This window comes from Streptosporangium sp. NPDC023963, assembly GCF_040639135.1.
In the GTDB taxonomy this organism is placed as follows: Bacteria; Actinomycetota; Actinomycetes; order Streptosporangiales; family Streptosporangiaceae; genus Streptosporangium.
Genome location: NZ_JBEZZK010000001.1, coordinates 406,277 through 420,151, shown reverse-complemented (window position 1 = coordinate 420,151; position 13,875 = coordinate 406,277). Strand labels below are relative to the sequence as shown.

Below are 13,875 nucleotides of genomic sequence, written 5' to 3'. Positions count from 1 at the left end.
TTTTTGGCGGAGTGGATCGTCCGGCGCGGAAGGGGCGGATCGCCCGCGAAGAAAGGGGTGCCCGGGGAGGATTAGCCTGCTCAGGGCGTGGTAGGGGCAGGGCGAGGCGGGCCCCACGCCCGCCCGAGGGAAGGGACCGATGGCAGAGTTGGTTGGCGGGGAGCCGTCGGACGGCCAGTTCCCCGTCGTGGACGTCCACGCGGCGATAGACCGCAGCGATCTGCTCGACGAGCTGACCGATCTGCGGGTCAACGACGATGACGACGACGACCCCGTCCTGGTCCGCAAGGACGGCAGCCCGGTCGACACCTGGCGGGAGAAGTATCCCTACGGCGAGCGGATGGGGCGGGCGGAGTACGAGCGGTTCAAGCGGCTGCTCCAGATCGAGCTGCTCAAGCTCCAGTACTGGATCAAGGACACCGGGGGACGCATGGTCGTCCTCTTCGAGGGGCGCGACGCCGCGGGCAAGGGCGGCACGATCAAGCGGTTCATGGAGCACCTCAACCCCCGGGGCGCGAACGTGGTGGCGCTGGAGAAACCGAGCGAGCGCGAGAGCACCCAGTGGTACTTCCAGCGCTACGTCTCCCACCTGCCCGCCGCCGGCGAGATGGTCTTCTTCGACCGCTCCTGGTACAACCGCGCCGGGGTCGAGCGGGTGATGCGCTTCTGCACCCCCGAGGAATACCTGGAGTTCCTGGAGCAGGCCCCCGAGTTCGAGCGGATGCTCGTCCGCGACGGCATCCACCTGGTGAAGTTCTGGTTCTCGGTCTCGCGGTCCGAGCAGCGCACCCGGTTCGTGATCCGCCAGGTCGACCCGGTGCGGCAGTGGAAGCTGTCGCCGATGGACCTGGAGTCGCTCGACAAGTGGGAGGACTACACCGCCGCCAAGGAGGACATGTTCGTCAACACCGACACGGAGGAGGCTCCGTGGACGGTGATCAAGAGCAATGACAAGAAGCGGGCCCGGATCGAGGCGATGCGGCACGTCCTGAGCCTGTTCGAGTACGAGAACAAGGACCACGAGGTCGTCGGCGTCCCCGACCCCAAGATCGTCGTCAACGCCGCCGACGTGCTCGACGACGACCGCAGCCGCTGAGCCGCCCCGCCGTCCCCGTCCCGGCTTCTGCTCCCGCCGCCCCTGCCGCCCCCGCTGTCTCCGCCGTCCCCGTCCCGGCTTCCGCTCCCGCCGCTCCCGCCGCTCCCGCCGCTCCCGCCGCTCCCGCCGCTCCCGCCGCCCCCGCCGTCTCCGTTCCGGCCTGCGGCGGCGGGCGTCCGGCCCGGCCGGGCCGGACACGACCCCTCCTCCCGGTTGCGGCACAATTGCCGCATGTCCCTTGACCTCGCCATCGCGGCCCGGCTGAAGCGCACCGCCGACGGGCTGGTTCCCGTCGTCGTCCAGCAGTACGACACCGGCGAGGTGCTCATGCTCGCCTGGATGGACGACGAGGCGCTGCACCGCACGCTCACCACGGGAAGGGCCACCTACTGGTCGCGCAGCCGCGGAGCCTACTGGGTGAAGGGCGACACCTCCGGCCACGTCCAGCACGTCAAGTCCGCCGCGCTCGACTGCGACGGCGACACCGTCCTGCTCAAGGTCGACCAGGTGGGCGCCGCCTGCCACACCGGCGACCGGACCTGCTTCGACGCCGACGAGCTGGCGGTGACCCGGGCGTGACGGGCAGGCGGGAGCTGTGGATCTGGCTGGCCGCGTGCGTGGCGGGCGCCGCGCTCGTGCTCCTCGCCGCCGGGCGCGACTGGTTCACCGTGACGTACGACACCCGCGAGGTGGCGGTCTCCGCCGCCGAACTGGTCCCCGCGCTTGGCCCGGCCGCCTGGGCGGCGCTCGCCGCGGTCGTCGCCGTCCTCGCCACGGGAGGCGTGTGGCGCGGGCTCGTCGGAGCGGTGATGGCGCTCGGCGGGGCCGGGATGATCGCCGGTTCCTGGTGGGGAAACGGCGCGAGTGCCGCGCTGCGGATCTCCGCCGAGCGGGCGCCGACGTCCGCGGGCGCCGCCCCGCAGGTCGCGTCGGCCGTCGTCTGGCCGATCCTCGCCTCCGCCGGGGGGCTCCTGCTGCTGGCCGGAGGAGTGGCGGTGATCCTGCGCGGCGGGCGCTGGCCGGGCATGTCCGGCCGCTACGACCGGCAGGGGGCCGGTCCCGGCGGCGCCGCGAACCGTCCCGCTCCCGCCGAGAGCGCCCTCGGCGAGCGGGCACTGTGGGACGCCCTCGACGAGGGCGTCGACCCCACGGCCGACCCGGACCCCCGCGAGCGCTGACCTCCGGCGAGCACTGAGCCTCGGTCCGCGCTTTCGGCTACGACTTGCTCACAACGCGCTCACAAGCGCGAACGGATCCTCTCCTTCCGGGAGCATTTTCGCTAGGATTTTGCCCGCAACTCGGATAATTGGGGGTCATTCATGAGCTATGGCAATCACTCGGATGGCTATGGCCAGACCCCAGGGGGCGGCGGCGGTTACGGCCCCCCGGGTGGCCACGACTCGTCCGGCGGTCACGGCGCCGGAGGGTACGGAGGGTACGGCCAGCCCGGTGGCGGTTACGACCCCTACGGCCAGCCCGGCGGCTACGACCCCTACGGGGGGTACGGCAAGCCGCCCAAGGGCAACAACGGCATGGCCATCGCCGCGCTGATCATGGGCATCGTGGGGTTGTTCAGCTGCGGGCTCCCCTCGATCGTGGGTGCGGTGCTCGGCCACATCTCGCTGGGACAGATCAACCGGACGGGCGAGGAGGGCCGGGGCATGGCCGTCGCGGGCCTGGTCCTGTCCTATTTCGGCATCCTGTGCTGGCTCGGCGTGGTGTTGCTGTTCTGGCTGATCGGGGCCGGCGCCCTCATCGGCAGCGGGGTGAGCTACTGACGCGGGGCTCGCGGCCGGTCCCGGTTCGCGCGGGGGTTCGCGCCCGGGTTCCCGCGGGGGTTCGCGCCCGGCGGCGCACCGGCGGCGTGAGTAGGGTGACCGGTGAGGGACGGCCACCGGTGAAGGGTGCTGACGGACCGCGATGACGGCATGATGACGGCATGGTGACGGGGAGGACCGAGGGTCCGCGCGGGGCGCGCGCGACGGCCCTGCTGGCGCCGCTCGGCGTCGCGCTGGCGGCGGGCGCGGCGGTGGCGTTCGTGGGGGCGGTGGACCCCGGCGAGCCGGGCCACTACCCGATCTGCCCGTTCCTCATGCTCACAGGCCTCTACTGCCCCGGCTGCGGCGGCCTGCGAACGGTGTACGCGCTCGTCCACGGGGATCCCGTGGCGGCTCTGGGGCTCAACCCGTTCGTCGCGCTCATGATCCCGGTGCTGGTCGTGCTCTGGGGCCGGTGGACGCTGCGTGCCTGGTCGGGCGGTACGTCCAGGGGCGCGCCCGCCGGGAGATCCGTGCACCCGGCATACGTGTGGTCATTGCTCGCTTTGATGGTCGTGTTTTGGATAGTGCGAAATCTTCCTTTTGGGGAATTCCTGGCCCCATAGTCACCGATAGGTCTCACCCCGTGGCGGAGCGACCCCGGCAGGGCCGATAGCATCGGCGGAACAAGGGCAGTCGATTCGGGAGGGGCCTTACTCGTGAGCGAGCGGAGCGAGCGAACCACGGATACGGCAGCGTTCGCGAACCTGGCCCCGGAGCTTCGCGAGGAGGGCAAGTGAGCGTGCTCGAGGAGATCCTCGAAGGAGTCCGCGCCGATCTGGCCGAGCGGCAGGAGAAGGTGACGCTGGCCGAGCTCAAGGAGCGGGCCGGACGGGCACCCGCCCCCCGTGACGCGTACGCGGCGCTGGGCGGCGACCAGGTGGCGGTCATCGCCGAGGTCAAGCGCTCCAGCCCGTCCAAGGGCGCCCTGGCCGCGATCGCCGACCCCGCCGCGCTGGCGGGCGACTACGAGTCGGGCGGCGCCCACGTCATCAGCGTGCTCACCGAGCGGCGCCGCTTCGGCGGCAGCCTCGACGACCTGGCCGCCGTGCGCGCCGTCGTCGACATCCCGGTGCTGCGCAAGGACTTCATCGTCACCTCGTACCAGCTCTGGGAGGCCCGTGCCTACGGCGCCGACCTGGCGTTGCTGATCGTCGCGGCACTCGACCAGAACGCGCTGGTCTCGCTGATCGAGCGGGCCGAGTCGATCGGGCTGGCCCCGCTGGTCGAGGTGCACACCGAGGAGGAGCTCGACCGGGCGCTCGCCGCCGGAGCGAAGATCATCGGTGTCAACGCGCGGAACCTCAAGACCCTCGAGGTCGACCGCGAGGTGTTCGCCAAGCTGGCTCCCAAGATCCCCGACGGCGTCATCAAGATCGCCGAGTCGGGCGTGCGCGGCCCCCACGACCTGCTCGCCTACGCCAGGGCGGGAGCCGACGCCGTCCTGGTCGGCGAGAGCCTGGTGACCGGCAAGGACCCGCGGGCCGCCGTGGTCGACCTGGTCACCGCCGGTGCCCATCCCGCATCCCGACCCGAGGGGCAGTAAGCAGTGACAACGCACGACGGAACCGTCATCACCACCGCCGACCTCGCGGGCAACGCCGCCCACGGCGACGACCCCGACATCAACGGCAAGTTCGGCGTCTTCGGCGGGCGCTACGTGCCCGAGGCGCTCATCCCGGCGCTGGACGAGGTCGCGGCGGAGTACGACAAGGCGAAGAACGACGAGGCGTTCCTGCGCGAGTTCGACCACCTGCTGCGCACCTACGCCGGGCGGCCGACCACGCTGACCGAGATCCCCCGCTTCGCCGAGCAGGCGGGCGGCGCCCGGATCATCCTCAAGCGCGAGGACCTGACCCACACCGGCGCCCACAAGATCAACAACGTGCTCGGCCAGGCCCTGCTGACCAAGCGGCTGGGCAAGACGCGGGTGATCGCCGAGACCGGCGCCGGCCAGCACGGCGTCGCCACCGCGACCGCCGCCGCCCTGATGGGCCTGGAGTGCGTCATCTACATGGGGGCCGTCGACTGCGAGCGCCAGGCGCTCAACGTCGCCCGCATGAAGCTGCTCGGCGCCACCGTCGTCCCGGTCACCAACGGCAGCCAGACCCTCAAGGACGCCATCAACGAGGCGTTCCGCGACTGGGTCGCCAACGTCGACCGCACTCACTACCTCTTCGGCACCATCGCGGGCCCGCACCCGTTCCCGGAGATCGTCCGCGACTTCGCCCGCATCATCGGCGTCGAGGCCCGCCGCCAGATGCTGGAGCTCACCGGCGGGCTGCCCGACGCGGTCGCCGCCGCCGTCGGCGGGGGATCGAACGCCATCGGCGTCTTCCACGCCTTCCTCGACGACAAGGACGTCCAGCTGCACGGCTACGAGGCGGGCGGCCGGGGCCGGGAGAGCGGCGAGCACGCCCTCACCCTCACCGAGGGCTCCATCGGCGTGCTGCACGGCTCGCGCACCTACGTGCTGCAGGACGACGAGGGCCAGACGATCGAGTCGCACTCGATCTCGGCCGGGCTCGACTACCCCGGCGTCGGCCCCGAGCACGCCTGGCTCAAGGACAGCGGCCGCGCCACCTACCACGGCATCACCGACGCCGAGGCGATGGACGCCTTCGCACTGCTCGCCCGCACCGAGGGCATCATCCCCGCGATCGAGTCCTCGCACGCGCTCGCCGGAGCCCTCAAGCTCGGTCGCGAGATGGGTCCCGAGGCGACGATCCTGGTCAACCTCTCGGGCCGGGGCGACAAGGACATGGGCACCGCGATGAAGTACTTCAACCTCTGACCCTCTGACGACCGACTTGCTTCTCTCCGGCGGCCCGGAGGGGACGGACCGCAACGGAAGCAACGATGACGACTCTCCAGACGGTGTTCGCCAAGGCTAAGGCGGACGACCGCGCCGCCCTCATCGGATACCTGCCCGCCGGGTTCCCCAGCAAGGACGGTGCGATCGCCGTCGCCACCGCCATGGTGGAGGCGGGCTGCGACGTGATCGAGATCGGCCTGCCCTACTCGGACCCCCTCATGGACGGCCCGACGATCCAGGACGCCGTCCACCGGGCGCTGACCAACGGCACCCGCATCGCCGACGTGCTGCGCACGGTCGAGGGCGTGGCCGCCACCGGTGCCGCCACCCTGGTCATGACGTACTGGAACCCGATCGACCGCTACGGCGCCGACCGCTTCGCCCGGGACCTGGCGAACGCGGGCGGGGTGGGCACCATCACGCCCGACCTGACCCCCGAGGAGGCCGGTCCCTGGCGCGAGGCCAGCGCCGCGGCCGGGATCGACACGGTCTTCCTGGTCGCCCCGAGCTCTACCGAGGCCCGCATCAAGGCCGTCGTCGACAGCTGCACCGGCTTCGTCTACGCGGCGTCGCTGATGGGCGTCACCGGTGCCCGCGAATCGGTCGGCGAGGCCGCGCAGGGCCTGGTCGAGCGCACCCGCCCGCACACCTCCCTGCCGGTGTGCGTCGGCCTGGGCGTCGGCACCGGGCGGCAGGCCGCCGAGGTCGCCGGCTACGCCGACGGCGTCATCGTGGGGTCGGCGTTCATCCGCCGCGTCCTGGACGCCCCCGACGAGACCTCGGGTCTGGCGGCGGTCCGCGAGCTGGGCGCCGAGCTGGCGGCGGGCGTCCGAGGCTGAGGACCCGCCCGGGTGCGATCCCTCCGCCGGAGGGGTCGCACCCCGGTCACTGCCTGTCAGGCAGGCTTATTCGACGCTTATCCAGCCCGTGATGAGGTTTCCTTCGGATACCTTGCGTTCGCCGGAGACGTCCGCGCCCGGGGCCTGGAATAGGAGAATGATGCACGTGACCTCTGATAACCCCGCGCCCAATAGGTCGCGTATCGTGATTTCGGCGCTACCCTGGGTAACGACCGTCTCACGGCTGGTGCTGGCGGGCGTGCTGATCGTCGCGGGTTGGGGCAAGATCGGCACCCCGGTGCTCTCGGTTCAGGCGGTCGAGGCATATGAACTGCTCCCTGAATCGCTCGCCACGGCGGTCGGCTACGGCCTGCCGATCCTGGAGATCGTCGTGGGGGTGTTGCTGGTCGTCGGGCTGCTCACCCGGGCGGCGGGTGTCATCTCGGCACTGCTCATGCTGGCGTTCGTCATCGGGATCGCCTCGGCGTGGGCGCGCGGGTTGCGCATCGACTGCGGCTGCTTCGGCGGCGGCGGTCAGCTGGCGGCCGGGGTGGAGCCCGACTACCTCATCGACATCCTGCGTGATTTCGGTCTCTTCGGGCTCGGTGTGCTCGTCGCCTGGTTTCCTCCGGGCCGCTTCGCGCTGGACTCCGCCCTGGGACTCACCCCGGGACGGGAGCCGTACGACGACCCTGACGGCGACGACGAGGAGGAGCACCAGGAAAAGGAGACTGACTGATGGGCAAGGCCGCGCGGGAGCAGTCGGCGCGTGATCGGATCAAGGCACAGCGCGAAGAGCAGATGGTGAAGGAGAGGCGCAAGCGTATGGCGACCATCGGAACGGCCGCCGTCGTCGCGATCGCCGCCGTCGGGGCGGGCTGGTGGTTCGCCGCCCAGAGCAGCAGGTCCGAGGAGGTCGGTGCCGCGCTCGCGCCGGTCACCGTCGCCGCGGACGGCTCGGTGGTCATGGCCAAGGCGGGCGTGGAGAAGCCGGTCCTGGACGTCTTCGAGGACTTCCAGTGCCCCGCCTGCGAGGCGCTGGAGAGGACCAGCGGCGCCACGATCAAGAACCTGGCGGCCGAGGGCAAGGCCAAGGTGGTCTACCACCCGATCACGATCTTCTCGGAGCAGACCAACAAGGGCATCACCCGGGGCAACTCCCTGCGCGCCGGGGCGGCCTCCCGCTGCATTCCCGGGGGCGCGCCCTGGAGCAGGTTCCACGACAGGTTGTTCGAGGAGCAGCCGTCGGAGAGCGCGGAGGGCTTCACGATCCCCGACCTGATCGCCTGGGGCAAGGACGCCGGGGTGACCGACGCCGGCTTCGAGAAGTGCGTGACCAGCCAGGAGAAGGCGTCCGCGCACCTCGCCTACAGCGCCGAGGTTCTGAAGAGCCAGAAGCTCACGGGCACCCCGACGCTGAAGCTCAACGGCACCGAGGTGGACACCGCGGTGGCTTTCAAGCCGGCCGAGCTACGCCAGGCCGTTCTCGATGCCGCCAAGTAGCGCGCGACACGGTAACGTCACCTGACATGCCCCTCGCCTCGATTCCCAGCCCCTCCCAGGGGGTCTGGCACCTTTTCGGCGTGGTCCCCATCCGGGCCTACGCACTGTGCATCGTGCTCGGCGTCGTCGTCGCGGTCGCCATCGGCGAGCGCCGCTGGCGCGCCCGCGGCGGTGTTCCCGGAACGATCGTGGACCTCGCCGTCTGGGCCGTGCCGTTCGGCCTGGTCGGTGGCCGCCTCTACCACGTCATCACCGACTGGCAGCTCTACTTCGGGCCGGACGCGCCCAACGAGCCGATCGAGGCGCTGTTCATCTGGAACGGCGGCCTGGGCATCTGGGGCGCCGTCGCGCTCGGCGGCGTGGGCGTCTGGCTGGGCTGCCGCGGCCGGGGCATCTCCCTGACCGCGGTGGCCGACACCGTGGCCCCCGGGATCGTGGTGGCCCAGGCCATCGGCCGCTGGGGCAACTACTTCAACCAGGAGCTGTTCGGCAGGCCCACCGACCTGCCGTGGGGCCTGGAGATCGACCCCGACCGGCCCGGCACGGTGCCCGGTGAGGACACCTACCACCCCGCGTTCCTGTACGAGTCGATCTGGGACCTGGGCCTGGCGCTGGTCCTCATCTGGCTCGGCCGCAAGTTCGTGCTCCGGCACGGCCGCCTGTTCGCGCTCTACGTCGCCGGTTACACCGTGGGCCGCTTCTGGATCGAGGGCCTGCGGGTCGACACCGCCCACCACATCCTCGGCCTGCGGCTCAACCAGTGGACCTCGATCATCCTGTTCATCGGGGCGATGGCCTACTTCTGGTACGCCAGGAACAAGACCGGCGAGGAGCGGGTCATCCCGGTGACCGATCCCGACGGCCTCAAGGGCGGGGTCGTCGTCCCGGGCGAGGACGAGAGCGCGGGTCCGGCGAAGGGCGAGGACGCCGCCGTACCGGCCGGCACCCTGGCCGCGTCGGACGTGGGAGACGGCGCGGGGGATCCCGTCGACCCGGCCCACCCGTCCGACCAGGCCGACCCGGCCGAGAACGACGGCGAGAGCGGGCAGGGCAGCGGGGCGCGACCCGCCTCGGCGACGCTCGCGACCGCGGACCCGGGCACGGCCGGAGGTTCGGCCGATCCCGCCCACCCGGCTGACCAGGCCGAGCCGGTCGAGAGCGACCGGGACGGGAGCGACCCGGCCGGCGACGAGCCGGGCAGAGCGGTTCCGGCCGCCGCCCCGGACAGTGCCACTCCGGCCGGCGCCGCCTCGGACAGCACCGTCCCGGACAGCACCGTCCCGGACGGGGCCGCCTCCGGCGCGGAGAGAGGCGATCTCCGCGGGGAGGCCACGACGAAGGGTGTTCCCGAAGGCGAGAAAGAACGACGTTGACGTTCCTTTCACGGTCGAGGCCCCGGGGCCCCGGACGCGCCGCCGGATCGTCCGGCACGCCGGCGTACTCCCCCTCCGGGGCCGAGACCGGCGGCTCGCCGCCTCCCCCGGGCGCTGAGTCCCCGGGGCCGTCCTCCGAGGGATCGGAGTGAGCCCGGACGCCTCCGGGGGGCGCGCCGAGATGCACCACCGGCATCGCGACGTCAACGGCGGCTGGCTGCGGCCGTCGGTGTTCGGCGCGATGGACGGCCTCGTCTCCAACTTCGCCCTGATCGCCGGTGTCGCCGGCGGCGATGCCGGCACCAGGGTCATCCTGCTGGCCGGCATCGCCGGACTGGCCGCGGGCGCGTTCTCCATGGCCGGCGGCGAGTACGTCTCGGTGGCCAGCCAGCGGGAACTCGCCCTGGCCGAGATCGACGTCGAGCGGCGCGAGCTGGAACGCCACCCCGAGGCCGAGCTGGAGGAGCTCGCCAAGCTCTACGAGGAGCGGGGCGTCGACCCCGCGGTGGCGGCCGAGGTGGCCAGGCAGATCTCGATGGACCCCGAAAGGGCCCTGGAGGTGCACACCGAGGCCGAGCTCGGCGTCACCCTCCGTGACCTGCCCTCGCCCAGGATCGCCGCGGTCTCCTCCTTCCTGTCGTTCGGCGTGGGCGCGCTCCTGCCCCTCCTGCCGTACCTGTTCGGCGTCACCAGCCTGGTGGCCTCGGCGGTGATCTCCTGCCTGGCGCTGTTCGGCGCGGGCGCGCTGGTCTCCCGGGTCACCGCGCGCAGCTGGTGGTACAGCGGGCTGCGCCAGCTCGTCGTCGGCGCGGTCGCCGCCGGCCTGACCTTCGCCCTGGGCACCTTCCTGGGAGGAACCGCACTTTGACCCCTCCACCTCCGGCCCCCACCCCGACCCCCGGGCGCAAGCGTCGCCGTACCTCCGGCAAGGCGCAGACCTGGAGCGTCCCCCTGCTGGAGGAGTGGGGGCTGACCCGGACCCAGCAGCGGCTGGTGCTGGTGTTCGGATCGCTGGCGGGAGTGCTGGTCGCCGCGCTCGCCCTCACCCTGGCCATCTCCGCGATCGGCAACGACTTCGAGCCCGAGCGGGCCACCGCCTCGGTCATCGGCACCGAACCCCGGCCGGACGTCTACCGGGGATGGCCCTCCTCCAAGGTGTTCGCGCCGATCGCGGAGAGCAGGGCCGACCCCAAGCCGCTGACGGTCAAGGACCTCTTCGCCAAGACCCTCAAGGAGGGCAGGACCACGCTGAGACTGGCGGGCAGCCCCAAGCTGGAGACCGACTGCGTGGCGGCGACCTGGGGCCAGGGGTTCGCCGACCTGCTCACCCAGGGAGGGTGCACCCAGGTGGCGAGGGGCCTGTACGCCAGTGCCGACGGCCGTTACGTCGCCCAGTACACCATGTTCAACCTGCGCGACACCGCCGCCGCCGACGCGCTGGCGAACACGCTGACCACCCTGCACCGGGGCGGCTGGGTCCGGCCGCTCCAGACGCCCAGGGTCGCCTTCCCCGCCGGTGGCCACACCGAGGCCAGCGGTCACGCCATGGGGCACTACGCGGGCCTGGTCTGGATCGGCAGGGCCGACGGAGCGGAGCCGGGCCCGAGGGACGACTTCGTCTCGCTGTCCCTGACGGTCCGCGCGACAGAGAAGGCGATCTTCCGTCGCATCGTCGCCGCCTCCCCGGCGCCCGCCCCGGCCCAGTAGTTCCCGCACGCCGGGTCGTTCCCCGGATTTTCCGGCCGGTGCCGCCGCACCGGCCGAGCCGGCGGTGTCCGGCCGTCCTGGCGGTGTCCGGCCGTCCTGGCGGTGCCCGGCCTCTCCGGCGGTGCCTGGCCTCTCCGGCGGTGCCTGGCCGCTCCGGAGGCCGGGGCGGCGGCGCGGGGGAGCCCGCCGGCCGCCGGGCGGGGTCACCGACCGTGAGCCTCTGATTCCGTTCGGGAATCCCGGTTCTTCGAGGACCGGGGAGATCTCGAAGTAAGCTTTTTCCTCATGCGCAAGTGGATCATCATTGTCGTGCTGGCCGGGGTCGCCGGGTCGGGAGCCTTCCTGTGGCTGGGCAACGAGCCCGCCCCGCGCGCCGCGGTCCTGCGGGCGGAGTCCGGTACGGCCCACTACGCGCCCATCGCGACCCGTGTCCTCGATCCCCGGCCGCTCACCGTCGCCGAGATGTTCCCCGGCCCCTCGGTGTCGGCGGGCACGACCAGGCTCGCGCTCAGGAACACCGAGACCCTCGCCGACTGCGCCGAAGCGGTCTGGGGGAGCGCCGGGGACGCGCTCGGCGGATGCACGCAGGTGCTGCGGGCCCGCTACGAGACCGGGGACGGAGCGGTCTCCGGCCAGTTCCTGATCTTCAATCTCGCCGACTCCGCCGCCGCCGACAGGCTCGTGGCGGCGCTCAAGACCGGCGGATTCGTCCGGCCCGCCCCCGACACCCCCGACGGCTTCGACGGCTCGCGCAGCTGGGCCCAGGTCCGTGGCCTCGGGCACTACGTCACGGTGAGCTGGGTCGCCCCCGTCGTGCCGGGGAGCAAGGTGGATCTCACCTACCCGCAGGTCGCGGTGGACGGCCTCGGCCTGGTCATCCAGCGCCGGCTGGTGAGCTGAGGGAGCTCTCCACCGCGGCCCGCAGCTCCAGCAGCCGGTGGGCGGGCAGTTCGAGGACGGTGACGTCGCCCGCCCACGGGGCCACGGCGGCGACGACCGCCCTGGCCTGCCTCTTCGTCAGGTCACCCCTGACCCTGATCAGGGCCTCGCGCCAGGTGTTGGCGAGCTTGCCGTGCGCGTTGTCCAGGACGCGGCGCAGGATCCTGGCCGCGTCGTCTCCGGTCTCACCGTTCCCGGCGTCCCCGGCGGGCGGCGCCACCCGTACGGCGCGCACGGACGCGCCCTCGGCGGTGAGCTCGTAGACGGGGGCGAGCAGGTCGGCGGGGAGGTCCTTCGGGGCCGTGGCCAGCGTGACCCGGACCTCCGCGGCGCGGGTGGCGAGCAGCAGCCGGGGCAGCGCGGCCTCCAGGCCGGCGGGTACGGAGATCGCCACCCTGGCCGGGTCGCTGGCGTAGGGCTTGGCCAGCCAGGTCGCCAGACGTGCTCTGGGCGCCCTGGGCAGCACGTCACGGGGCCATTCGCCCACCAGCACCTCCGGGACGAACCCGTCGCCGGAGTCCGCGGCCAGGGCCGCCGAGGGTGCTGCGGAGGGGGGCGCCGACTCCACGGACTGCGGGCCCTGCGTGTAGATGGCGGTGCCGGACGCCTCGGTCCTGGCGGCCGCGGCGGGCCAGGTTCTCGTCGTGGGACGCAGGACGTACAGGTCGGCGGCCGAACCGATGGCCTCGGCGCCGAGGTAGCGGTTGAAGTCGGGGTAGATCGCCTCGTTGACGAGGTTGAGCTGCGACAGGGCCTGCTGCACCTTGAGGGCGAGCGCGGGGGTGCGCTCGCTGGCGCCGTACGCCAGCATGATCCGGCCCTGCTCGCGGTCGCGCAGCCCCTCCGCGCAGCGGGCGACGAACAGCCCGACGCCCTCGGGGGTGTAGGGAGGGTCGGTGATCGCCAGATCGGCCCAGGACTGCGCGGAGGCGGGCAGTCCCAGGCGCAGGTCGGCCCACCGGGTCCGCACGGCCAGGCCGAGCCGGTCGGCGTGCCCGGCGATGTAGGCGAGGATGCGCTCGTCGACGTCGACGACGGTCACCTCGACGCCCGGGTGCAGCATCGCGGTGGCCAGCGAGGTCAGGTCGTGGTCGCCCACGCACAGCAGCCTGGCGCCGTCCAGCCAGAACCGGGCGTCCAGCAGCAGCGCCCGCCTGACCACGGTCTCGCCGGTCGCGGCGACGTGGTCCAGCGTGTGGCGGCCCCGGGGGGCCTTGGCGATCAGCTCGTCCATGCGCGCGACCAGGTCCGCGTGGCCGGCAAGCAGGTGGGCCACGGGATCCGCCGGTCCCGGGGCGCTCCCTCCCGGTCCGGCGGGCGGGAAGGCGCTCTCTCGCCGGGCCGGACCCGGCCGGTCCCGGTTCGCCGGGACCGGACCCGGCCCGGCGGGACCTGGCCCGGCGGGACTCGGCGGGGCGGGACTCAGCCAGGCCGGCGGGGCCGGGAGCCTGAAGCGGTCGCCGGACCGCTCCAGCTCCCCGTCCACCTCGCGCAGCAGCGCCTCGACGGTCCGCCGCGACGTCGCGGTCTCCCTGACCAGGTCGGCGAGCGTCCACCAGCGGCCGTCGCCCAGGGCGGCGAGCGCGTTCCGCAGCCGCCTGCCGTCGACGCCCGCCCGCGCGACGAGCGCCTCGATCCCGGTCCCGGCTCCGGCCGGGTCACCGGTCTCGCCGGGAGCGCCGGGGGAGTCCGGTGCGCCGGACCGCCTCGACACGCCCGGGATGTTCGGAGTGCTGGTGTCTGTCAGATCGGTGGGGCCACCCGGGCCGACGGGGTCGCTCGGTTC

General features: G+C 72.6%; 15 protein-coding genes. 14 read left to right on the top strand and 1 reads right to left on the bottom strand.

The features are described from left to right. The first annotated feature begins 139 nt into the window (after positions 1–139). The 14 genes from ppk2 (at position 140) to AB0F88_RS01640 (ending at position 12,050) form a co-directional block, all read left to right on the top strand. The gene (ppk2, locus tag AB0F88_RS01705; protein ID WP_362676244.1) at positions 140–1,096 is read left to right on the top strand and encodes a polyphosphate kinase 2; all 957 of its coding nucleotides are present in this window, start codon (positions 140–142) and stop codon (positions 1,094–1,096) included. Positions 1,097–1,327: 231 nt separating this feature from the next. Then, positions 1,328–1,675, top strand: coding sequence for a phosphoribosyl-AMP cyclohydrolase (hisI, locus tag AB0F88_RS01700; RefSeq protein ID WP_362676242.1), 348 nt, complete (start codon positions 1,328–1,330; stop codon positions 1,673–1,675). After that, the gene (locus AB0F88_RS01695; RefSeq protein WP_362676240.1) at positions 1,672–2,274 is read left to right on the top strand and encodes a Trp biosynthesis-associated membrane protein; all 603 of its coding nucleotides are present in this window, start codon (positions 1,672–1,674) and stop codon (positions 2,272–2,274) included. The genes hisI and AB0F88_RS01695 overlap by 4 nt, the downstream gene beginning before the upstream one ends. Positions 2,275–2,415: 141 nt before the next feature. After that, complete coding sequence (locus AB0F88_RS01690) at positions 2,416–2,874, top strand: DUF4190 domain-containing protein (RefSeq protein ID WP_362676238.1); 459 nt, start codon at positions 2,416–2,418, stop codon at positions 2,872–2,874. Between the two features lie 161 nt (positions 2,875–3,035). Continuing rightward, a complete protein-coding gene (locus AB0F88_RS01685; protein WP_362676236.1) occupies positions 3,036–3,479 on the top strand; it encodes a DUF2752 domain-containing protein in 444 nt (147 codons plus the stop codon). Between the two features lie 170 nt (positions 3,480–3,649). Further along, positions 3,650–4,459 (top strand): indole-3-glycerol phosphate synthase TrpC, encoded by an 810-nt coding sequence (trpC, locus tag AB0F88_RS01680; protein ID WP_362676234.1) that lies wholly within the window; start codon positions 3,650–3,652, stop codon positions 4,457–4,459. Positions 4,460–4,486: 27 nt separating this feature from the next. After that, complete coding sequence (gene trpB / locus AB0F88_RS01675) at positions 4,487–5,707, top strand: tryptophan synthase subunit beta (RefSeq protein WP_362677901.1); 1,221 nt, start codon at positions 4,487–4,489, stop codon at positions 5,705–5,707. Positions 5,708–5,772: 65 nt separating this feature from the next. Next, positions 5,773–6,567 (top strand): tryptophan synthase subunit alpha, encoded by a 795-nt coding sequence (gene trpA / locus AB0F88_RS01670; protein ID WP_362676232.1) that lies wholly within the window; start codon positions 5,773–5,775, stop codon positions 6,565–6,567. Between the two features lie 205 nt (positions 6,568–6,772). Beyond that, a complete protein-coding gene (locus AB0F88_RS01665) occupies positions 6,773–7,306 on the top strand; it encodes a MauE/DoxX family redox-associated membrane protein (RefSeq protein ID WP_362676230.1) in 534 nt (177 codons plus the stop codon). After that, the gene (locus AB0F88_RS01660) at positions 7,306–8,070 is read left to right on the top strand and encodes a thioredoxin domain-containing protein (protein ID WP_362676228.1); all 765 of its coding nucleotides are present in this window, start codon (positions 7,306–7,308) and stop codon (positions 8,068–8,070) included. The genes AB0F88_RS01665 and AB0F88_RS01660 overlap by 1 nt, the downstream gene beginning before the upstream one ends. A 26-nt stretch (positions 8,071–8,096) precedes the next feature. Then, a complete protein-coding gene (gene lgt, locus AB0F88_RS01655; protein WP_362676226.1) occupies positions 8,097–9,443 on the top strand; it encodes a prolipoprotein diacylglyceryl transferase in 1,347 nt (448 codons plus the stop codon). A gap of 148 nt (positions 9,444–9,591) precedes the next feature. Then, positions 9,592–10,311: a VIT1/CCC1 transporter family protein gene (locus tag AB0F88_RS01650; RefSeq protein ID WP_362676224.1), complete on the top strand. Its 720-nt coding sequence runs from the start codon at positions 9,592–9,594 to the stop codon at positions 10,309–10,311. Beyond that, the gene (locus tag AB0F88_RS01645) at positions 10,308–11,150 is read left to right on the top strand and encodes a hypothetical protein (protein ID WP_362676222.1); all 843 of its coding nucleotides are present in this window, start codon (positions 10,308–10,310) and stop codon (positions 11,148–11,150) included. The genes AB0F88_RS01650 and AB0F88_RS01645 overlap by 4 nt, the downstream gene beginning before the upstream one ends. A 285-nt stretch (positions 11,151–11,435) precedes the next feature. Then, positions 11,436–12,050: a hypothetical protein gene (locus AB0F88_RS01640; protein ID WP_362676220.1), complete on the top strand. Its 615-nt coding sequence runs from the start codon at positions 11,436–11,438 to the stop codon at positions 12,048–12,050. Here AB0F88_RS01640 and AB0F88_RS01635 read toward each other — a convergent pair. Beyond that, complete coding sequence (locus tag AB0F88_RS01635; protein WP_362676218.1) at positions 12,025–13,803, bottom strand: bis-aminopropyl spermidine synthase family protein; 1,779 nt, start codon at positions 13,801–13,803, stop codon at positions 12,025–12,027. The genes AB0F88_RS01640 and AB0F88_RS01635 overlap by 26 nt on opposite strands. Positions 13,804–13,875 lie beyond the last annotated feature (72 nt).